This is a genomic window from Paenibacillus sp. AK121 (genome assembly GCF_019042715.1).
Classification (GTDB): domain Bacteria; phylum Bacillota; class Bacilli; order Paenibacillales; family Paenibacillaceae; genus Paenibacillus; species Paenibacillus polymyxa_C.
Window position 1 is genome coordinate 1 of record NZ_JAHPJM010000001.1, and the last position, 20,740, is coordinate 20,740.

At 45.6% G+C, this 20,740-nt stretch carries 18 protein-coding genes and 2 tRNA genes; 18 read left to right on the forward strand and 2 right to left on the reverse strand.

The genetic code is table 11. The annotated features are described in order from the left end of the window. The first annotated feature begins 88 nt into the window (after nt 1-88). From KSP24_RS00005 to yajC, 10 genes are all read left to right on the forward strand, one after another. Nucleotides 89-168 (forward strand) — tRNA-Leu (locus KSP24_RS00005). Nucleotides 169-175: 7 nt separating this feature from the next. Further along, nucleotides 176-249, forward strand: a tRNA-Pro gene (locus tag KSP24_RS00010). Between the two features lie 108 nt (nt 250-357). After that, complete coding sequence (locus KSP24_RS00015; protein WP_216974159.1) at nt 358-1,059, forward strand: BofC C-terminal domain-containing protein; 702 nt, start codon at nt 358-360, stop codon at nt 1,057-1,059. Between the two features lie 226 nt (nt 1,060-1,285). Further along, a complete protein-coding gene (gene ruvC / locus KSP24_RS00020; protein ID WP_016819144.1) occupies nt 1,286-1,789 on the forward strand; it encodes a crossover junction endodeoxyribonuclease RuvC in 504 nt (167 codons plus the stop codon). After that, the gene (gene ruvA / locus KSP24_RS00025; protein WP_025675036.1) at nt 1,786-2,400 is read left to right on the forward strand and encodes a Holliday junction branch migration protein RuvA; all 615 of its coding nucleotides are present in this window, start codon (nt 1,786-1,788) and stop codon (nt 2,398-2,400) included. The genes ruvC and ruvA overlap by 4 nt, the downstream gene beginning before the upstream one ends. Before the next feature lie 50 nt (nt 2,401-2,450). Continuing rightward, a complete protein-coding gene (gene ruvB / locus KSP24_RS00030) occupies nt 2,451-3,458 on the forward strand; it encodes a Holliday junction branch migration DNA helicase RuvB (protein WP_013372650.1) in 1,008 nt (335 codons plus the stop codon). 227 nt (nt 3,459-3,685) lie between these two features. After that, nucleotides 3,686-5,779, forward strand: coding sequence for a SpoIID/LytB domain-containing protein (locus KSP24_RS00035; RefSeq protein WP_216974160.1), 2,094 nt, complete (start codon nt 3,686-3,688; stop codon nt 5,777-5,779). 7 nt (nt 5,780-5,786) lie between these two features. Further along, the gene (gene queA / locus KSP24_RS00040) at nt 5,787-6,815 is read left to right on the forward strand and encodes a tRNA preQ1(34) S-adenosylmethionine ribosyltransferase-isomerase QueA (protein ID WP_025675031.1); all 1,029 of its coding nucleotides are present in this window, start codon (nt 5,787-5,789) and stop codon (nt 6,813-6,815) included. 20 nt (nt 6,816-6,835) lie between these two features. Further along, nucleotides 6,836-7,975: a tRNA guanosine(34) transglycosylase Tgt gene (gene tgt, locus KSP24_RS00045; RefSeq protein ID WP_013372647.1), complete on the forward strand. Its 1,140-nt coding sequence runs from the start codon at nt 6,836-6,838 to the stop codon at nt 7,973-7,975. A 35-nt stretch (nt 7,976-8,010) separates the two neighbouring features. Then, nucleotides 8,011-8,346, forward strand: coding sequence for a preprotein translocase subunit YajC (yajC, locus tag KSP24_RS00050; protein ID WP_013372646.1), 336 nt, complete (start codon nt 8,011-8,013; stop codon nt 8,344-8,346). A 70-nt stretch (nt 8,347-8,416) separates the two neighbouring features. Here yajC and KSP24_RS00055 read toward each other — a convergent pair whose 3' ends face one another. After that, nucleotides 8,417-8,806: a TIGR04086 family membrane protein gene (locus tag KSP24_RS00055; RefSeq protein ID WP_013372645.1), complete on the reverse strand. Its 390-nt coding sequence runs from the start codon at nt 8,804-8,806 to the stop codon at nt 8,417-8,419. 207 nt (nt 8,807-9,013) lie between these two features. Between KSP24_RS00055 and KSP24_RS00060 the strand changes: the two genes are divergently transcribed. Continuing rightward, complete coding sequence (locus KSP24_RS00060; protein ID WP_025675029.1) at nt 9,014-9,790, forward strand: YetF domain-containing protein; 777 nt, start codon at nt 9,014-9,016, stop codon at nt 9,788-9,790. 6 nt (nt 9,791-9,796) lie between these two features. Here KSP24_RS00060 and spoVB read toward each other — a convergent pair whose 3' ends face one another. Further along, nucleotides 9,797-11,368 (reverse strand): stage V sporulation protein B, encoded by a 1,572-nt coding sequence (gene spoVB / locus KSP24_RS00065; RefSeq protein WP_064964004.1) that lies wholly within the window; start codon nt 11,366-11,368, stop codon nt 9,797-9,799. A gap of 308 nt (nt 11,369-11,676) precedes the next feature. On the opposite strand from spoVB, the gene KSP24_RS00070 reads away from it, so the two are divergent. The 7 genes from KSP24_RS00070 (at nt 11,677) to KSP24_RS00100 (ending at nt 20,630) form a co-directional block, all read left to right on the forward strand. After that, nucleotides 11,677-11,934 carry a post-transcriptional regulator gene (locus KSP24_RS00070; protein WP_013372642.1) on the forward strand — a complete coding sequence of 86 codons (258 nt, stop codon included), beginning with the start codon at nt 11,677-11,679 and terminating at the stop codon, nt 11,932-11,934. Nucleotides 11,935-12,024: 90 nt separating this feature from the next. Beyond that, nucleotides 12,025-13,281, forward strand: coding sequence for a protein translocase subunit SecD (secD, locus tag KSP24_RS00075; RefSeq protein WP_013372641.1), 1,257 nt, complete (start codon nt 12,025-12,027; stop codon nt 13,279-13,281). Further along, nucleotides 13,271-14,185 (forward strand): protein translocase subunit SecF, encoded by a 915-nt coding sequence (gene secF / locus KSP24_RS00080; RefSeq protein WP_216974161.1) that lies wholly within the window; start codon nt 13,271-13,273, stop codon nt 14,183-14,185. The genes secD and secF overlap by 11 nt, the downstream gene beginning before the upstream one ends. Nucleotides 14,186-14,384: 199 nt before the next feature. Next, on the forward strand, nt 14,385-15,341 hold the full coding sequence (locus tag KSP24_RS00085) for a cation diffusion facilitator family transporter (RefSeq protein ID WP_216974162.1): 957 nt from the start codon (nt 14,385-14,387) through the stop codon (nt 15,339-15,341). Nucleotides 15,342-15,374: 33 nt separating this feature from the next. Beyond that, on the forward strand, nt 15,375-17,771 hold the full coding sequence (gene recJ, locus KSP24_RS00090; protein WP_216974163.1) for a single-stranded-DNA-specific exonuclease RecJ: 2,397 nt from the start codon (nt 15,375-15,377) through the stop codon (nt 17,769-17,771). A gap of 65 nt (nt 17,772-17,836) precedes the next feature. After that, entirely contained in the window at nt 17,837-18,349 is a 513-nt protein-coding gene (locus KSP24_RS00095; RefSeq protein ID WP_013372637.1) for an adenine phosphoribosyltransferase, read from the forward strand. A gap of 232 nt (nt 18,350-18,581) precedes the next feature. Continuing rightward, the gene (locus tag KSP24_RS00100; protein WP_137079102.1) at nt 18,582-20,630 is read left to right on the forward strand and encodes a methyl-accepting chemotaxis protein; all 2,049 of its coding nucleotides are present in this window, start codon (nt 18,582-18,584) and stop codon (nt 20,628-20,630) included. Nucleotides 20,631-20,740: the final 110 nt, after the last annotated feature.

The following is a 20,740-nucleotide window of genomic DNA, read 5'->3' on the forward strand; positions in this document are numbered from 1 at the left end:
CGCCCTTAGCTCAGCTGGATAGAGCGTTTGACTACGAATCAAAAGGCCGGGAGTTCGAATCTCTCAGGGCGCGCCATTAATTTCATAAGCCGGTGTGGCGGAATTGGCAGACGCGCGCGACTCAAAATCGTGAGGGAAACCGTGGAGGTTCGAGTCCTCTCACCGGCATCTATTTCGGGATGTAGCTCAGCTTGGTAGAGCACCTGGTTTGGGACCAGGGGGTCGCATGTTCAAATCGTGTCATCCCGATTCAATAGGAAGTCGCTGGAAGCAGCGACTTTTTTTGTTATTATCTTTTGTATAAATCAGTAATCTTCAGGTCACACTAACACAAAAAGTGGGACGGAAGGGATTACTGTGAAGCGATTAAGTTGGAAAAAACAGATGAAACGGCGCTGGAAACAGTGGAGAAGAACAGTGTGGGCATGTACTATTTTGGGTGCGGCTTGCTTACTGGCAGGGTTGGGTATTCTGTTTTCGAATCATATGCAGGCTATGCTGTGGCAACCACTGGCTACTCCCGTTATGGCAGAGATGGAGGAGGAGTCACCAAATTATACTTCTACCGAAGACCGCTCCTCGCAGATGCAGCTATTGCAAAGTATTCATGCTTCCGGTATAAGCAGGAAGACCCATTTGTTAACTACCTACGTATGTGGTACGGAGACCACTTCCTTGGGAACGTTAAGTTCACAACAACTGGAAAGTTTGCTGAAGCAACATCCCGATTGGAAGGGACGGCTTAATACTAAAGGAGAAGTGTGGCTGGAGCGCAGAGTGGAAGATTTGTCGGAGTCATGCAAAGAGCGTGCATATATGGGCTTAAGCACTGATGGACAGCTTACACTGTTTGAAGGGCTGCCTAAAAAGGAAAAAGTAATTCGTACTTTTTTTCAATTGGATATAGGGTCTATGGAGACGGCCTTGCCGGAAGGGGTATATAAACAACTTCAGCAGGGAATCCGTGTACAGGATATAAATGAGTATAACAGTGTAATCTCCACTTTTAGTGACTTCGCAGTGGAGCGAACACAGAGGGTATTAAAGCAGCATTATTGATTACAAGTACGAGACGTTAGGCTTTGCCCATGAGGTGAGGCTTGTAGCGTCTCTTTTTATGTTTTCTCTCATGGTTAAACTTTTTCCTCTATTAGATACAAAGTTTTGTTATAATGAAAAGAACGACACATATGTTCGCTTTATATGGGATTTGGTCATTTATATTGACGATAGTACTGACTGTTGGTTAGTTACGCCATGTTTGCGCGATAGGGGAGAGATTTTGTTGCGTTTTCTAGGAATTGATCCGGGTATTGCCATTGTGGGCTTCGGATTTGTAGACAAGGTTGGTAGTAAGGTGGTTCCTGTGCAATATGGCTGTATCCAGACGGAGGCACACACACCTGAAGAAGACAGGCTACTTCACGTGTATGAAGGCATGTTGCAATTAATTGATAAGTATAAGCCAGATGCGGTAGCATTGGAGAAGCTCTTTTTTAATCGCAATGTTACAACGGCTATGTCTGTAAGCCAGGCACGTGGGGTACTGGTACTGGCTGCCAAACAACGTAATTTGCCTATAGGGGAATACACGCCCATGCAGGTAAAGCAGGCTATTGTAGGGTATGGCAAGGCGGAGAAGAAGCAGGTACAGGAGATGGTTAGAATGTTTCTAAAGCTCCAGGCTGTGCCCAAACCGGATGATGTAGCGGATGCTTTGGCAGTGGCTATTTGTCATGCGCATTCCTATGGACTAAATTCAAAATTAAATGAGGTATTACGAAAATGATAGATTTCTTGCGTGGTTCTGTAGCTCACTTGGAAAATGAATATGTCGTTTTGGATGTGCAGGGTGTAGGGTATCGGGTATTTTGTCCGAATCCTTACGCCTTCGCCAAAACGGAAGGACCGGTGGTTATTTACACTCACCATCATGTAAGGGAAGATGCTATTTTACTGTTTGGGTTTGCAACCCGTGAGGAGCAGCAATTATTCCGTAAATTGATCGATGTGTCTGGTATTGGACCACGGGTGGCTCTTGGTATTTTGGGAGGCGGTACGCCTGCGCATGTGGTGACGGCGATTTATCAGGAGAATATCACATTTCTCACCAAATTACCGGGGATCGGTAAAAAGACGGCACAACGTATGATTCTAGATTTAAAAGACAAGCTGGACGGTATTGGGGCGTTAGGAATGGCTACCGGATTGTTTGCGGAGCCTGCTGTAGAAGAAGGCGAAGGTTCGTACTGGAGTGAGGCGCGTGAAGCGCTTAAAGCACTCGGTTACACGGATGCTGAGTTAGATAAGGTATGGAGCAAAATGAAGAAAGATGCGAAACCTGATGATTCTGCCGACATTTTGATGAAACGGGCTTTGCAACTGTTGTTTGCCGGATAGGACGCTGTTGTCCGTGAATAGAAATCTGGTAAAAAGAGGAGCGATGGATTGTGGATGACCGGATTATTTCCGCCAATTTGATGATGGAAGACCAGACGGCGGAGTTAAGCCTTCGCCCCCGTTATCTAAATGAATATATCGGGCAAAATCAGGTCAAGGAAAATCTGAAAGTATATATTGAAGCGGCCAAGATGCGTAAAGAAGCGTTGGACCATGTATTGTTGTACGGACCGCCCGGATTGGGTAAAACCACTTTGGCTAACATTATCGCCAATGAGTTAGGGGTTAATTTACGTACAACTTCAGGTCCTGCAATTGAAAGACCGGGAGATTTGGCAGCATTGCTGACCAACCTTCAAGAGGGTGATGTTTTGTTCATTGATGAAATTCATCGCCTTCACCGTACAGTGGAAGAAGTCATGTATCCGGCGATGGAAGATTTTGCACTGGACATTATGATTGGCAAAGGCCCAAGTGCACGTTCAGTTCGTTTGGATTTACCGCCCTTTACTCTTATAGGTGCTACTACACGCGCTGGGTTGCTCTCTGCGCCATTGCGTGACCGATTTGGCGTTATTAGTCGATTAGAGTTTTATACGACAGACGAGCTGGCTTACATCGTGTCTAGGAATGCGGATATTATGGAAATCGAGATTGTCGGGGATGCGGCGGAGGAAATCGCATTGCGTTCACGGGGGACACCGCGGATTGCCAACCGACTGTTAAAAAGGGTACGTGATTTTGCCCAAGTTGCCGGAGACGGTATTATTCATTCAGAGTTGGCTGCAGAGGCACTAAAGAGACTTCAAATAGATCCACTTGGGCTGGATGAAATTGACCATAAAATGCTTAAGGCTATGATTCATTCATTCCGAGGCGGACCTGTAGGATTGGACACCATTGCTGCGACCATTGGTGAAGAGAGCCAGACGATTGAAGATGTGTACGAGCCTTATTTGTTACAAATTGGCCTTTTACAAAGAACACCTCGCGGACGAACGGTGACTCCGGCGGCATATGCTCACCTTGGAATTCCTATGCCAACAGACCCACGGTGACTAGGAAATTATAGTGCACTTTTAAAAATCATTGAGTGTTATTCGTAAGTATGACGATATGAAGTGGATTAGACAGATGAATTGAGCTAAGAAGTGTATAAGTCCGATTCAAGCGGGTTCAAATTTTAGTTTATTCCGCCGATGTATTTAAAGGGATAGACGCGGGTCGAGATCCCGATAAATCATGTAATATAAGTGCTAGTCAGCTAGAATTGGGGGAGCTAGAAATGAGTGGAGATACATTGAACCGAAATAAAAATTTCGGAGCGTGGACAGGCCGGCTCAAACGAGCAGCTTTGATTATGGTATTAGCTACAGCTTGCATACCTTGGCCTTCAGCTGTTCAGGCTGCTGCCGCCCAAGAGGATATTCGTGTAGTGATCTTTGCGGATCTAGGCAGCAAATATAAAGCGACAGTTCCCGCTGTAACTTTGAAATCATCAGGGAGCCTGAGTGTCGGACAGAACAGTGGGGGCAGCTTTCAGGCTTGGATGGGACTGCCAGACAGTACGGCTCGTTTTAGTGTAGACAGCTATCGAGTGAAGGTGCTTGAAGGAAATGAAGCGGCTGCGATAAAAGCGGCTCAAGCTCTGCAAAAGACTAATGATAAACCTACTGTTTTTATTGGTTCAAAAAACGGTGGCTCTGTCTATCAAGTGTATGCGGGATTATATGCTAGTGAACAGTCGGCACAGGCTGCCGTGCAACGGATTTCCTCAGCAACCGGAGCGCAGGCCGAAGTTAAGGGAAACAAACATTGGTCGACGGGAAGCTACGGAAGCGAGCAGGAGGCTAATCTCGTTCGCACGACAATTGCTGCCGCAGGTTTTGATGCTTTTACTGTAATTCAATCAAGAGGCCAGTATGCTGTATGGGTTGGAGAAGAAAGTAATGACAGTAAGCTGTCGGCCTTGAAAACAGAGCTGGAGAGCAAGCAGCCTAGACTCACCCTTTCCAAAGTGAATACTACTCAAACTGGTCTTATCCTAAGACAGGAAGCAGGAGTAACGACAGGCTCACAGGTGATGCCTCATTACATGCTAAGTGGCTCTAATAATAGCAAGATAATTGTCAACGGCGGTAATAATGGAATCCAAGTGGTCGAAAGGTCACAGCGTACATATCGCGGCGACATGGAGATTGGCATATCGTCAGGACAGCTGGCGCTTGTGAATGGAGTCCCTTTGGAGCAGTATTTGTATTCCGTAGTTGGAGCAGAAGTCTATTCCTCATGGCCAGCTGAAGCGCTTAAGGCTCAAGCGGTAGCGGCTCGCAGTTATGCGCTTGCCCAAGGCAATCGGTTTCAGATCGGCAATGTGGTAGATGGCACGCTAAGCCAAGCTTACAATGGTAAGAGCTCAGAACATGCAAATGTCAACGAGGCTGTAGATGCAACAGCTGGTGAAGTTATTAAGAGTGGCGGCAAAGTGGTCGAAGCTGTATTCTCCTCTAATGCGGGTGGTGTTACAGCAGATGCTTCCGAAGTGTGGAATAGTGGTGGCGAAGCGTTTGCGAGCGTGGACAGCTCAGGAGATACCTCAGCGCAAAAAGGAGCACAGGAGTGGTATCATGTACTTCTCTCCAATGGCAAGACAGGTTATATCCGCGAGGATAACGCTAAGGAGCTGGAGGGAGTCACAGAAGCGGGGTTAGACAAAATCACCGTCACTGCGGAAAATACAAATGTGCGTCCTATTCCTCAAATCCAATCAACGGTTACACCCGTAGCAAAGGCGCAGCCGGGTGAAGAGATGATTGTTCTGGAAAAGGTGCCTCAATCCGGAGACTATGCATGGGTTAGAGGGCCCTTTACAGCAGCTCAAATTGCTAAGTCCTTGCAAGGGAAAATAACTGGCACAGTACCGTCCTCTGTTAATCACCTTGATGTTACCAAAAGGGGTCCGTCAGGGCGAGTATTGGAGATTGAAGCAGATGGAACTCCCCTAAAAGTGAAGTATCCGGACATGTATCGATCAGCGATGGGGGGGCTACCGAGCACACTGTTTGATATTGCGAGTACCGGCAGTTATACTGTATTAGGCGCTGATGGAGCTACTACTCATGTAAGCGGCACACAAGGCACCCAAATTCTGTCGGCATCTGGCAGCAGCACTTCAAGTGGTAACGGGGTGGTCGTCATGAATGAAGATCGCCATGCACGAGTCATCGACAAAACGCAAAGCTTTATTTTTACAGGTAAAGGGAATGGTCATGGCTTGGGCTTATCACAATGGGGGGCCAATGGATTGGCAGAGCAGGGGTATGATTACAAGAAAATTTTGCAACACTATTACAAAAATGTGGATATAGTTAAGGACTGACCAATATATGAACGTAAACGATTACGATTTTGAACTACCTGAAACATTAATTGCACAGACGCCTTTGCTTGAGCGGACCGCTTCTAGATTACTGACGTTAAACAAAAACAACGGTGAAGTGGGACATCATACATTTTCGGATATTGTGCAGTATCTTCAGCCAGGGGATACGCTGGTTCTGAATGATACCAGAGTAATTCCTGCACGTTTGTTTGGCATCAAGCAAGACACCGGGGCTAAGGCCGAGGTTTTGCTGCTTAAACAACTGGAGGGAGACCGATGGGAAGCATTGGTGAAACCCGGCAAAAAGCTGAAAAAGGGAGCTGTTATTGTTTTCGGTGATGAGCTGAAGGCAGTTATTGAGGAAGAAGGAGATATGGGCGGAAGGGTACTTTCATTTTCATATGATGGTATTTTTCAGGAGATCCTGGATCGCTTAGGGCAGATGCCGCTTCCTCCGTATATTAAGGAACAGCTGGATGATCGTGAGCGGTATCAAACCGTTTATGCTCGGCATGAAGGTTCTGCTGCGGCTCCAACGGCAGGGTTACATTTTACCGAAGAATTACTGGACCGGATTAAAGAGAAGGGCGTTACGGTTGCCTTTATCACACTTCATGTCGGTTTAGGGACGTTCAGACCGATGTCGGTGGATACGATTGAAGAGCATGTCATGCATGAAGAATACTATTCATTGTCACAGGAAACGGCGGATGTACTCAATGCAACCAAGGCGCGCGGCGGAAGAGTCGTGGCAGTGGGAACAACCAGTTGCCGAACGCTGGAGACGGTGGGCAATAACTTCGTAGATGGTGTACTACAGGCCAGCAGTGGCTGGACACAGATTTTTATTTATCCAGGCTATAAATTCCGTGTGGTGGATGCAATGATTACGAATTTTCATTTGCCTAAGTCCACCTTGGTTATGCTGGTCAGCGCACTGGCTGGCAGAAAGAATATTATGCATGCTTACCAGGAGGCGATTGACCAAAAATATCGGTTCTTTAGCTTCGGGGACGCTATGTTCATTTATTAATTAAGGATGGTAGAGAAAATATGGCACCAGCAATAAGATACGAACATATTAAGACCTGCAAGCAATCAGGAGCACGTCTTGGGCGTGTACACACGCCTCACGGAGTTATTGAGACTCCAACCTTTATGCCCGTGGGAACTCAAGCAACTGTTAAAACGATGAGCCCTGAGGAACTGAAAGCGATGGATGCTCATATTATTTTGAGTAATACGTACCATCTGTTTCTTCGTCCTGGTCATGATATTATCCGAGAAGCGGGCGGACTGCACAAGTTTATGAATTGGGATCGTCCTATTTTAACAGACAGCGGCGGATTCCAAGTGTTTTCCTTAAGTGAAATGCGTAAGATTTCAGAGGAAGGTGTTCATTTCCGCTCTCATCTAAATGGAGATAAGAAGTTTCTTTCTCCGGAAGTGGCGATGGAAGTCCAAAACTCGCTTGGCTCGGATATTATGATGGCCTTCGATGAATGTCCACCGTTTCCGGCTGAGTATGAATACGTGAAAAAGTCACTAGAGCGTACCAGCCGTTGGGCTGAGCGTTGTTTGGAGGCACATGCGCGTCCACATGATCAAGGGCTGTTCGCCATTGTACAAGGAGGCATGCATGAAGATCTGCGTAAGCAAAGTGCGGCAGATTTGACTTCCATGGATTTCCCGGGGTATGCTATTGGTGGACTGAGTGTAGGTGAACCTAAGCATTTGATGTATGAAGTGCTCGATTACACGGTTCCTCTGCTTCCTACTAACAAACCACGCTATCTGATGGGCGTTGGTTCGCCGGATGCTTTGATTGAAGGCTCCATTCGTGGTGTGGATATGTTCGATTGTGTACTTCCAACCCGAATTGCTCGCAACGGGACAACGATGACAAGTCAAGGACGTCTTGTTGTTCGGAATGCGAATTATGCAAGCGATTTTGGCCCGCTTGATCCGGCTTGTGATTGCTACACTTGTCGCAATTATTCACGTGCTTACTTGCGACATTTAATTAAAGCAGATGAAACCTTCGGGCTCCGACTGACAACGTATCATAACTTGCATTTCTTAATACAATTGATGCGTAATGTCAGACAAGCGATTATGGATGACAGGCTGCTTGATTTCCGCGATGAATTTTTTGAGCAGTACGGTCTTCATGATAATGATAAAGGTTTTTAAGTTTTAGGGGAGAGTATACGAAAGGGGGATTTAATGTGTTTCATTTTGCTACAGCTGCGGCTGCACCTGGTGGAGCTGGCGGACTTTTTCAAATGATCTGGCCACTGGCTCTGATGTTTGTAATCTTCTATTTCTTGCTGATTCGTCCGAATCAGAAAAAACAAAAGCAGCGTCAATCGATGCTTCAAGCTTTGAAAAAAGGAGATAAAGTAATTACAATCGGAGGACTTCACGGTACAATTGTGGAGATTACGGACGATGTGGTTGTTTTGCGTGTGAACGATGTGACGAAGCTGACCTTTGACCGCAGTGCAATTAGTAATGCGATTGCAAAAGACACTGCATCTGAGGAAGTTGTTTCTAAATCGTAAAATGCGATTGTTATGCAAAAACCGAGCCTTTGAGGAGGCTCGGTTTTTTTTGTGTTACATACATGTTGACTTACTTACTAAAGTTAATGCCAAACATCCCGCCACCTGCTCCTATAACAAACGCGATTCCTAAGTGCAGCAGGTCTTTACCATTCATGCCTGCATCCAATGCCAAAAAACCGACCAGAAGAACGATTAGTCCATACAGAATGCCTGTAATACCGCCTTGATACCAGCCTTTGTTCGTGGATCTTTTACCGGCGACGAAGCCACCAGATAGCATGGCGAATGCGTGGACGATGTACGTATACAATGATAAGTCCTGTTCTTGCATCTGTGTCATCCACAAGAGTATTGAAAGAATCAATGCGCCAAACAGCATCCATGCAAAGGCATAAAATAAGCCGGATAAAATGGGATGGGCCAGACGAAACGAACACCAGCGGCGAATGAGCTCCATGGATAATTCCTCCTGTACCAAGGTTTGAACTATTATCATTCTATGGCCAAGCTTCCCGGGTTAGTACCATGTCGTAAGCAGTCTTTCTCTTTATTTCAATAATTTAGCCTTTTGTTTTTTGTATGAGCCAAGTGAGGAACGGTCAGAATACGTGTACAATGAACGACTAATGTCTTGTCGCAAGTACAGGAGAGGAGGCGAACCTAGTTGAGTCACGATATTTTTGCTCATATTTTTCGGACGCTGCTCATGTATTTTATTGTATATCTGGTGATGCGCTTGATGGGTAAAAGGGAGATCGGAAAATTGTCTGTTTTCGATCTCGTCATATCCATTATGATTGCGGAAATTGCTGTATTCAGCCTGGAGGATATAAAACGTCCACTTTATGAAGGGCTGATTCCTTTAGGAGTGCTGTTAATTTTGCAAATCGGAATTTCCTATTTCAGTCTGAAAAGTCGGCGTCTGCGCTTACTATTTGATGGTAGGCCCAGTGTATTGTACTCAAATGGACAACTAAACAAGGACGAAATGGCGAAGCAACGTTACAACTTAGATGACTTGCTGTTACAACTTCGTGAACAAAATATAGAAAGTTTGGATGAGGTTGAATATGTCATTTTGGAAACAACAGGTAAACTTACGGTGATTGACAAGGATATTTACGATGGCGCTAAACATGAAAAAATAAAGCAGGAACAAAACAAAAATGATTTGATAAGCAAAGAACAACAGGAAAATAAAGTCCACCCTTCTCCACAAATCGGTGGAAAGTTTAGATATGAGGGACTACCGATTCCATTAATTATGGACGGCAAGGTGCTGGATCGAAATTTGGAACGGATGGATATGAACCGTTTTTGGCTTAAAAATCAGATTCAAGCGAAGGGTCACAAAGATTTTAAGGATGTTTTCTTATGCTCGGTCAACCATAGAGGGGATGTGTATATTACACCACCGGCCTATGGAGAATCTTTGGATTAGCTTTTTTTATGCTTTAAACCATCTTCTCAGTATTGGAATGCGTGTGAGGTTGTCCCAGTCGATCATTTTGATCAAGGTCATCAGGAAAAGGTAGAGAATAATTCCCAAGCCTGCGGCAAACATAAATTGGAGCCACATTTGATCGAAAATCGTTAAATGTCTGTAGGTATATAATACCGCTGCCGCCATAATGATCATGCCCATCCCGGTTTTCCAGAAGTCAAGTAAACGTACACGAAAGCGAAGCAGTCTGCTGACACTGAAGCCATGTAGGAGGGTAACGATAGCACTGTTAATACAGATGGCGATGACAGCTCCGTAGATACCGTACTGAGGCTGAGAAGCAAGCCATACAATCAGCACAATTTTGATAATGGCTCCGATAAAGGTGTTCAATAAGGCACTTCCAGGGCGGTCTAACGCCTGAAGTGCTGCCTGAAGAGGGGCCTGAATGTACATAAAAAGTGCAAAGGGGGCCATGAGTTTAAGCATGCCTGCAATATCGCCGTTATTGTAGAGCAGCAGACACAGCGGCTCTGCTAATACATACATAATTACGGCAAATGGAGCTCCTGCGACTAAAGCAAGTCGAAGCGATTGATGCAAACGTTTGTGAATGGCAGTAATATGCCCTTTCGCTGCTGCTTCGGATAACGAAGGCACGAGTGAAACAGCCAGCGAACTGGTAAGGGCCCCTGGTAGTAATAACACAGGAATAACCATGCCTTGCATGGCCCCATATTGTGCGGTTGCCACGCCAGTTGCAATGCCTGCTACGGCGAGGCTACGCATGCATAAGATAGATTCGAGCAAATAAGATAAGGAACCGACAAGCCTTCCAGCAGTAACGGGAACGGATATCGACATAAGACGTGACAAAACGGATAATTGCTCGGTATGAACCTTTGGGGTTAAAGGGGCCTTTGGTTGAAGAATGTGATCTTTTCGCTGGTTCCAGGCATATTGCCACAGCAGCACAACCATGCCAATGAATTCACCCGCCAAAGCACCGAGCATGGCACCTGCAGCAGCGTAGGCTACACCATAAGGAAGTAACAAGTAAGCAAACCAAATGACGCAAAAAATGCGCATGACGGTTTCCGCAATGGAGGAACTTGCGGAAGGAATCATATTTTGTTTTCCTTGAAAATAGCCCCTATAAGCTGAGGAAACAGCAACAATGACAATCATTGGGCTCATACTTACGAATGTATAATACACACGGCTGTCGGTCAGGAGATGGCTTGTGATCCAAGGTGCAAACACAAGACAGATTGCCATGGCGATCAGGCTGAGTGTAATGGTGAAGCGCAAGCTAGTGTGCAAAATACGCCGTGACATCTCGGGTTGCCCCGCCGTTTCAGCTTCAGCTACAAGCTTGGCTACCGCAAGAGGGATGCCCCCAGTAATAAGAGTCACTAGTACAATAAAAAAGGGATACCCCTGCTGGTACAAGCCGACTCCTTCGGGGCCGATGATACGCGGGAGTGCGATTCGGGGAATAAAACCCAGTAGCCGATTGATGATTCCCGCTGCCAATAAAATAATTGCTCCATGAATGAATGTCTGCTTTTTCAATCGCAACTCCCTCTTCCCCAAAATGAAATTCTGCGTCTATGTGTTTCCTTAGAAGATATGCTGGACCTGTCCATGTTCATGACAAGCTTTTCAGTTTAGAAACAAGGTGATCCAGACTACAAGAGGGAGAGTGGTGAATTCTGCTATTGACGAGCGAAATGAATGCATATATTGTTGATTTACGGCTATTTTTCGACGAAAAGAAGGGTTTTCCAAGATCAGGACAGAAATGTTCTATAAAGCAGTCAATAACCCCGCTAATTGCTGATCTGCGGAACCGATAGTCGCTGGGAGGAGGAACGACCATCGTGGGTATGGAAGAGCTGGATGAGCAGGATTGGGATGACGCAATTGAGATACTCTGTCAAAGTAAGGCAGACGAGCTGATTCTCGTAGGCTATGAACATGTCACCAGTAAGGACGTGTGGAATTGCGTCAGCCATAAATATGAAAAGGAGGGTATTCCTCCGCTGCACAAGCTCGTTAACGATATACTTTCCCTTAAAGCGACGAGCTTTATGAACTATTTGACGATGTCCGCATTACGGGGCTCCACTTTCGAATAGAAGGGGGTCTTTTTTTGCGTTCAAATTGACTGCTTTTTGAGGGGTAGCTATAATAGGAATATTGAGAATGAAAGGGGAACATGGGACGGAATGAAGAGAATTCTAAGTTTCATCGTGGTCGTGCTCATAACTACTGGTGTTATGGTCGGGACAAGCCCGGGCCTACTAAAAAGTTTAAAACTAGGCCTCGATTTAAAGGGAGGCTTTGAAATTTTATATGAAGCCCAGCCTTTGGAAGCCGGGCAACGTGTAACCAGCCAGTCTCTGATACAGACAGCACAAAGTCTGGAGAGACGGATTAATGCGCTTGGTACGACTGAGCCGGAAGTAACAACGGAGGGCACCAATCGTATTCGCGTGCGGCTTGCTGGTGTCTCTAATGAGGCAGAAGTCCGCTCCATGCTGAAAAAGCCCGCAGAGTTAACCTTCCGTAGTGCAACGGCAGCAGATGCTAAAAAGCCGGGTCAATACAGCAAAATTGAGCTCCGTGGTAATGATTTTGTGGAGAATGGCGCTGTTGTAGGCTATGACCAACTGAATCAACCTGAGATTAGTATTAAAGTAAAAGACAAAGCCAAATTTGCAGAAATCACAAAGCGACTTATGAATAAAGAGTTGGCTATTTTCCTGGATGATGAATTGCTGTCTGCACCTACAGTCCGTAGTGAATTGACGGATGGCAGTGCTTCGATTACAGGTAGCTACACACGTGATGAAGCGAACAAGCTAGCAGATACGATCAACCTGGGTGCTCTTCCGCTTAAATTGACGGAAAAATATTCTCAGAGTGTAGGAGCTACACTGGGTCAACTGTCACTGGATCAGACGATCCGTGCTGGTTTGATCGGCTCGGTCATCATTCTGATCTTTATGATTGCAATGTTCCGTGTCCCGGGACTGATAGCTAGCTTCTGTCTCATCGTTCATACCTGGCTGGTGCTTGCGATCTTCTATTTGGGCGGCTTCGTGCTTACACTTCCAGGTATTGCTGCATTCGTGCTTGGGATCGGGATGGCAGTCGATGCCAATATCATAACGTATGAACGGATTAAAGAAGAAATCAAGTCAGGCAAAACGATTCGCTCCTCTGTCATTGCAGGCAGTAAGGCCTCGTTCCGTACTGTTATGGATGCCAATATTACGACAATTATAGCGGCAGCCGTCATGTTTGGCCTGGGTACAGGCTCCGTTCGAGGATTCGCTCTCGTGCTCATCGTTGATATTGTCGTCAGTATTTTGACGAATATCTTCTTCTCGCGCTTCTTGCTCAATCTGCTAGTTAAAGCGGATGCTGTGAAGAAGGCCAAGTATTTTGGTGTGAAGGAGAGTGATATCAGTGCGCTTTAATTGGGACTACAAATATGTCAAGATGAGCAAGTGGTTTTATACATTCTCGATTATCATCACATTGCTTGGTATTTTGAGCTTGTCGATATTCGGTTTGAATTACGGGGTTGATTTTCGTTCCGGTTCCAACGTGGATGTTAATTTGACTAAGGCAGTTACACAGGAGCAAATCCAAGGTTTATTGGACGAGAAGGGAATCGGCAAAGAAGTCGATTACACACCAGGTAAAGAGCGCTTCGGCATTCGGTTTTCACAAGTGTTGACGGATCAGCAAGTGAATGATTTCAAAACCTCTTTTAACAAAGAGCTTGATCCAAAGGCATCATTTGAGGTCAATACGGTGGATACGGAAATGGCGCAAGAGCTGGAGCGAAATGCAATTTGGGCGGTTTTGCTAGCCTCTGTGGCCATTGCTATCTACATTTCGATCCGGTTTGAATGGCGTTTTGCGGTTGCTGCAATTGTTTCGTTGCTGCATGATGCGTTTCTTGTCATCAGTATTTTCTCGATTTTCCGACTTGAGGTCGATTTGACCTTTATTACGGCCATTCTGACGATTGTCGGTTTCTCCATTAACGATACCGTCGTTATTTTTGACCGTATTCGGGAAAACCTGCGATTTGCAAAGAAAAAGTCCAGAGCTGATTTGGAGCAAGTAGTCGATCACAGTATTGCACAAACAATGACGCGTTCACTCGCAACTGTGTTTACAGTGTTTATTGCGTCCGTCTGTCTATTCATATTTGGCGGCGAATCCATTCGGATGTTCTCGCTTGCGATGGTGATCGGTTTGCTGTTCGGTGCTTACTCTTCCATCTTCATTGCCAGCCCGCTGTGGGTAGCTTTGAAGGGGAAACAAAAGACCCCGACAGCTGGTGGAGCAGCCAAAACTGCAAAGTCTTAAGTTACGCAAATACCAGTAGTATAAATTAAAGAGAAAGCCGCGTCTGCTTGGGCGCGGTTTTCTAAGGTTTTAAGATTTACCTTATGCTGTGGCTAATAGTGAAACACCTGATTGTAGAAGGTTTAGTTTTAAGAATTCGGTTATATTGGATTGGAGCTTTATCGGGAAATGGTTAGTTCAGGATTGAGGGGGAAACGTTGTGAATAGCGAACGCAGCCGATCATTAGAAACTGCGGCGTTGAGCGGGATTGTAGGTAATCTCGCGCTGGCTGTTCTAAAGGGAACCGTCGGTTATGCGGCAAACAGCAAGGCGTTGATGGGGGATGCACTGCACACGGCTGCGGATAGTGCTTCCCGTTTGCAGGAGATGCTGTTTTCCAAGGGTGGTACAGATCACGGAATGCTGGCGCGATTGCGGAACGGTGAAAAAGTTCGGACGGTCATATCTGTGGTGCTGGCTATTTTAGTGCTGATGAGCGGACTTCAGCTAGGTATTTCTGCCGTTCGTTCATTAAGCAGTTCGGAACCGCAGGCTCCCGGTCTGTATGCTTTAATTACCGTGTTAATTGCCCTGATGTTGAGAGAAGCGTTATTTCAGTTTCAATATCGCTATTCGATTAAACATGGCCATAAAGCGGAAGCAGATCGGTACGCTAACCATGAACGGTACTCGCTGTATGCATCGCTGATTGCATTGATCGGTATGATCGGTGCAATGACTGGCGAAGCAATGGGATGGCCTGCATTATTGTATCTTGATCCAACTGCAGCTTTGCTGGTAGCCTGTCTGGTGCTGCGTAAAGGATATCTGATGGTGATGAATACCGCTTATCAGGCACCTGCACAGCCCTTGCGGGAGGAAGACTCCCAGCGCTTTATGGAGACGATTCAACGAGTATATGGTATTGTAACGGTTGAACACTTACATGCTCAGGAAACGGGCCATTTCATAACAGTGGATGTAACGATAAGTGTTAACCCGCGGATTACGGTGCAGGAAGCGCAGGAAATTGCCGATCGAGCCAAAAATTTACTGTTAGCCCGTTTTCCACAGGTGACTCATGTACAAATGCAGTTCATTTCTTACCAAGCCGGGTATCCTTATAAATCCAATCATGAACTGCCTGATAATGATGCGTCGTCCTTGCTTCAATAAGGCAGGCCGACTATGAAAGAAAGGTGAATAGGATTGCTTCATTCGCAGTACAGATGGAAGACCCCGGATGTTGACCTGGAAGCGGCTCAGCCGTTAACAGAAGAGCTGGGGATTTCACCATTGTTGTCCCGGCTTTTAGTGAACCGGGGCGTCACTACGGCCGGGGAAGCAAACCGCTTTTTGTACGGAAGTGTGGACGATGTACACGACCCATTTCTGCTTCTTGGCATGAAAGAGGCCGTGCCGAGAATTCGCCAGGCTCTGGAGCGTGGCGAGCATATATTAATCTATGGCGATTATGATGCGGACGGCGTATCCAGTACATCATTGATGATTCAGCTTATGCGTTTTCTGAAGGCATCTTATGATATTTACATCCCCCATCGTTCCAATGAGGGATATGGTCTGCACAATCATGCTCTGGACTGGGCACATCAGCAGGGAGTTACGCTGGTCATTACAGTGGATACGGGAATTAGTGCAGTAGAGCAAATTGCTTATGCGACTTCCTTAGGTATCGATGTGATTGTGACTGACCATCATGAACCGCCTGCTGTGCTTCCCGAGGCTTATACTTTGATCAATCCGAAGTTACCGGATTGTCCCTACCCATTTAAAGGTCTTGCAGGCGTTGGTGTTGCCCTGAAGCTAGCTCAGGCGCTGTTGAGTGAAGTACCCGAGGAATGGTTCGAAATCGCTGCTATTGGTACGGTAGCTGATTTGATGCCACTACATGGTGAGAATCGGACGATAGTACGTAGAGGGATTCAATCCATGAGAAACTCCGCATTTCCAGGGATTCGAGCGTTGCTTCATGTAGCGGGCGTGGAGATATCCACAGTGACTTCGGTCAACATCGCATTTGCATTGGCTCCGCGGATTAATGCGAGCGGGCGTCTAGATCATGCGGGTCGAGCGGTTTCTCTGCTGACGACAGAAAAAGAGGAGGAAGCAGATCAACTTGCGCATGCACTGGATCTGCTCAATCGTGAGCGTCAACAAGTGGTCGAACGCATTGTGGAGCAAGCCGAGCAGCAATTAGCATCCAAACTAAATGGAGGCAAGCTTCCATCTGTTATTGTTCTGGCTGGTGAGGGCTGGAATGTTGGTGTCGTCGGAATTGTGGCATCCAAGCTATTGGATCGTTATTATCGTCCGACCATTATTCTGGGCATAGATACGGAGACAGGCATGTGCAAAGGCTCTGCTCGTTCTATTCCTGCATTGGATATTTATAGTGCTCTTACAGATTGTCATGAGCTTATGGAGCATTTTGGTGGACATCCTTCGGCAGCGGGGATGACGCTGTCCCGTGACCATCTGGAATTATTCGAAGAGCGGCTAAACCGCTATGCAGGTTCCATTCTGACACCGGAAGATTTTATCCCTATAGCTGAGGCCGATATGGTCTGCCGTCTGGATGAGATATCTTTACAAGTGGTTGAAGAACTGGAATTGCTCCAGCCTTTTGGGATGGGAAATCCTTCTCCACGATTCGTATTACAGGGACTTCAATTACGTGAAGCTCGGAAAATGGGACGTGAGAAAAACCATGTGAAGCTATTGCTGGAGCAGAACGGTTTATCGCTGGATGCGATTGCCTTCCGACGTGGCGATTTGGCTGATTTTTTGCAGCAGCAAACGGACATAGATCTGTTGGGCGAATTATCAATTAACGAGTGGAACGGTAAACGTTCACTCCAGCTGATGATGCAGGATATTCGTGTACAGGCTCCGCAAATATTTGATTATCGTGGAGTATCGGACCCTCTTGCCGAACTGGAGCGAGGGCTGAGGATCTTCCATCCAAGCTTAGAGGAAAGAAAGAATAATGTTGCGGTGTTGATCCATCCGTCATCCATGCTTCGGCCATCGAGCTCCGTGAGCGCTGAATCCTTATGGCTATACGATAAAGATGGCAGCGTTACTCCCAGTGAGGGTCAAAAAGATACACAGCACTTTGTGAAGTCGCTGTTCGTACTGGAGCCGCCAGATACACCCGAGCAGTTTCATGCCTTATGGTCTACCTTTGAGAATGTGGAGAATGTATTTCTTCTTCATTCGATCAGTGAGCGTGGCGGCCGGCTCGTAAGCCCCGATAGGGAGCTGTTTAAGCGTATTTACATTGTGCTTTCCCGAATGGGAACACAGCTAATTGACGAAAAGGCAATGCTACCTGCTCTTAGCCGGCAGTGCTCCTGTTCAGTACGCATGTTATCCAAAGTACTGGATATCTTCGAGGATCTTGAGTTTTTGACGCGTACAGATGGTCAATTTCGTTTTGTATCCAATCCGCCCAAGCGGGATTTAACTGCTTCTCCGCGCTATCAGGAATTGTATAATATGGCTGAGATGGAGCGGTACTTATTGGATGCAGACACCACCCAGATGACGAGTTGGATCATGTCGCTTATGAAGGGTGCGTCTTGAGATACTACCTTGCAGTTTTGTAAAATGTATATACTAATTAGAAGTTTACAGTAGGAGGAACTAAGTTGGACTACAAAGAATATATTCGGGTGATTTCCGATTTTCCACAACCAGGGATTAGTTTTAAGGACATTACGACCCTAATGAAAAATGGTGAACTGTATCGTAAGGCAATCAACGATATGAAGGAACTGGTATCTGATTTAAAAATTGATTTGATTGCAGGTCCGGAAGCACGTGGATTCGTTGTCGGTGCACCTCTGGCTTATGCGCTTGGTGTTGGTTTTATTCCCATTCGTAAGAGTGGTAAGTTGCCTGGAGAAACCATTGAGGAAGCATACGGTTTGGAATATGGTAAGGATACTCTGGCTATGCATAAGGATGCGATTGAGCCGGGGCAAAATGTTCTGATTGCTGATGATCTGCTTGCTACAGGTGGAACCATCGCTACATCCGTTAACTTGGTACGCCAACTTGGTGGCAATGTGGCAGGGGCTGCTTTTCTTATCGAGCTGTCTGATCTCAACGGACGGGCAAAGCTGCCTGACGTAGACGTATTCACCTTAATTAAGTATTAAGTATTTCGAAACCGGGGTTTCCCGGGAAATATTTATGTATGGTTTGCCTAAATAGTCCGATGGAACATCTCTTTTCTCTAAAGAGTTGCTCCATCGGACTATTTTGCTTAACAGTGATTATATTGAATTTTCTCATTGTCACGAATTACCACGGTTTTTATTGGAAAAAAGTTATAAAAAAATAAAATAAATGTCGATAAAGATTAAAAAAAGAAACAGAGGTGGATATATATTGGGTATATTTCAATTTAAGAGTTTACAAGCACGAACATTTTCTACCTTGGTTCCGCTAGTACTTATAACACTGATTTTAATCAGTTTTTTGTCTTATTTTTTTGCCAAGCAGAAGCTGGATACGGAAATAAGCCAAAATGCTGCTCATTCCTTGTCGAGGGTTAAAGCAGATATTGCAGCTAACGTAGATCGTCATGCTTTACTTGTTTCGATGCTGACTAAGAGTGCGGAACAAGTGGGAACAGAAATGAACATTGAAGATTATGGACGACTCTTTGAACAAGAGCTGACATTAAATGATATGACTTACGGGTTAGGGATTTATTTTGCTAAAGATGCGTATGATCCAGGAGTGACATACCGTTCAATATATGTGCATAGAGATGGCGAGCTAGTCAAGCAATCGACTGAATATGACGATCCACAATATGACTATTTAACGCAGCCTTGGTATACAGAAGCCGTGGAACGTGGTAAAGATATAAATTTCACAGAGCCATTTTACGATAGCAAGCTGAAAATCAATATGATTACTGCGGGGAAAGCATTTTATAACAGAGAGGGAAAACTGTTAGGTATCATTACAGGCGACCTAAACATGACGAATATCCAAACGTATATTGAAAAAATGAAGTTTGGTACTCAAGGTAGTGCGATCTTGATGGATAAGAACGGAGCTATTCTGTCATCCGGTCTCCCGTCCTTAAAATCAGGCGAGTCGTTAACAAAAACGATAAATGCGGAAGCAGCACAAGCTATTCAAAAAGGTACATCTGGACAAGTCTCCGTAGCTATTGATCAAGAGAATTATCGGGTAATGTATGAAACGCTACCACAAACCGGATGGAAAATCGGCGTATTACTGCCAGAATCAGATTTGAATCGCTCTGCGAATGAAATGCTTAAACTGTTACTAATTGTTAGTGTTATAGGCATTTTGCTAATTATGGGAGCGTTATTGATTAATAATTCAGGTATGATCAAAGAGATTAAAAAAATTAGGCAGATGACCAACCGTATGGCTCTTGGGGATTATACCGTTGAACTACCCCATCATCGTAAAGATGAGTTTGGCCAAATGGCTGATGGGATCAATAAGGTGATTGTTGCAACCAGAGGAATGGCATTGCGCTTGAGCGAAGAGTCAGATGTGATCTCAGGCGTATCTTCAAAAATATCCCAAGAGATTTCTGGAGCTACTAAAGATGCGCAGCATAATGCAGGAGAACTGGCACAGGTGAAGGAAGGAGCCGAGCTTCAGTTGACCGCAGCAGCGGAAAGTGCGACTGCGATGGAAGAAATGGCTGTTGGCATACAGCGTATTGCTGAATCTATACAGCATGTATCCGAGGCTACCAGTGAGATTGAACATAAAGCACAACAAGGGAATGAACGGTTGAACGTGGTCAGCCAAGGAATGCATAAAGCGAAAATGTCTATGGATGAGGCAGGCAGAGTAGTAAGCTCGTTAAATGAGCGGTCCGCCCAAATTGGCAGTATTATTGGAATGATTCAGGAAATTAGTGGGCAGACCAAGTTGTTGTCGTTGAATGCTTCCATTGAAGCCGCACGTGCTGGGGAGCATGGCCGAGGGTTCGCTGTGGTGGCTTCTGAAATCGGCAAGCTGGCTGTTAACGTAAGCGAGTCTGCTGAGCAAATTACGAGTCGAATCCGAACCATGCAGGAAGAAACCAAATTAGCTTTGGAAGGAATGCAACAGGGGACTCTGGAAATGGATGAAGGAGTATCTATTTTACGTGAGGTGGAAGAACGTTTTATAGCGATGAATCAGGATATTCAGCAGGTGGCAATAGAGGTGCAGGAGGTTTCATCTGCCTCTGAAGAAATGTCGGCAGGCTCAGAAGAAGTTGCAGCTTCTATTGGTTATCTTGCAGACATTGCAAAAGCTTCAGCTGTACGTGCAGGGCAAGCCTCGGAACGCTCTGAACGGCAGCTAAAGGATCTGGAAGGTCTGGACAGCTCCGCCAAGTCGCTTACAGGTGTCTCTGATACGCTTAATCAGGTCGTATCCCGTTTTCGTGTGTGATATCTTCTTTTAAAATAAAAGCCGTGCATAAAAAGACGCCGTTCCATGTAAGAGGATACTTACACGCTTGTCTAGAAGTCTGAGCGTGTTGATCCATAACTAACATGGAG

Bases quoted from the DNA above. Each gene is read 5' to 3' on its own strand.
- KSP24_RS00055 (WP_013372645.1), bottom strand. From the start codon at position 8,806: ATGGAGCTCATTCGCCGCTGGTGTTCGTTTCGTCTGGCCCATCCCATT.
- queA (WP_025675031.1), top strand. From the start codon at position 5,787: ATGAACGTAAACGATTACGATTTTGAACTACCTGAAACATTAATTGCA.
- secD (WP_013372641.1), top strand. From the start codon at position 12,025: ATGAAGAGAATTCTAAGTTTCATCGTGGTCGTGCTCATAACTACTGGT.
- ruvA (WP_025675036.1), top strand. From the start codon at position 1,786: ATGATAGATTTCTTGCGTGGTTCTGTAGCTCACTTGGAAAATGAATAT.
- tgt (WP_013372647.1), top strand. From the start codon at position 6,836: ATGGCACCAGCAATAAGATACGAACATATTAAGACCTGCAAGCAATCA.
- KSP24_RS00035 (WP_216974160.1), top strand. From the start codon at position 3,686: ATGAGTGGAGATACATTGAACCGAAATAAAAATTTCGGAGCGTGGACA.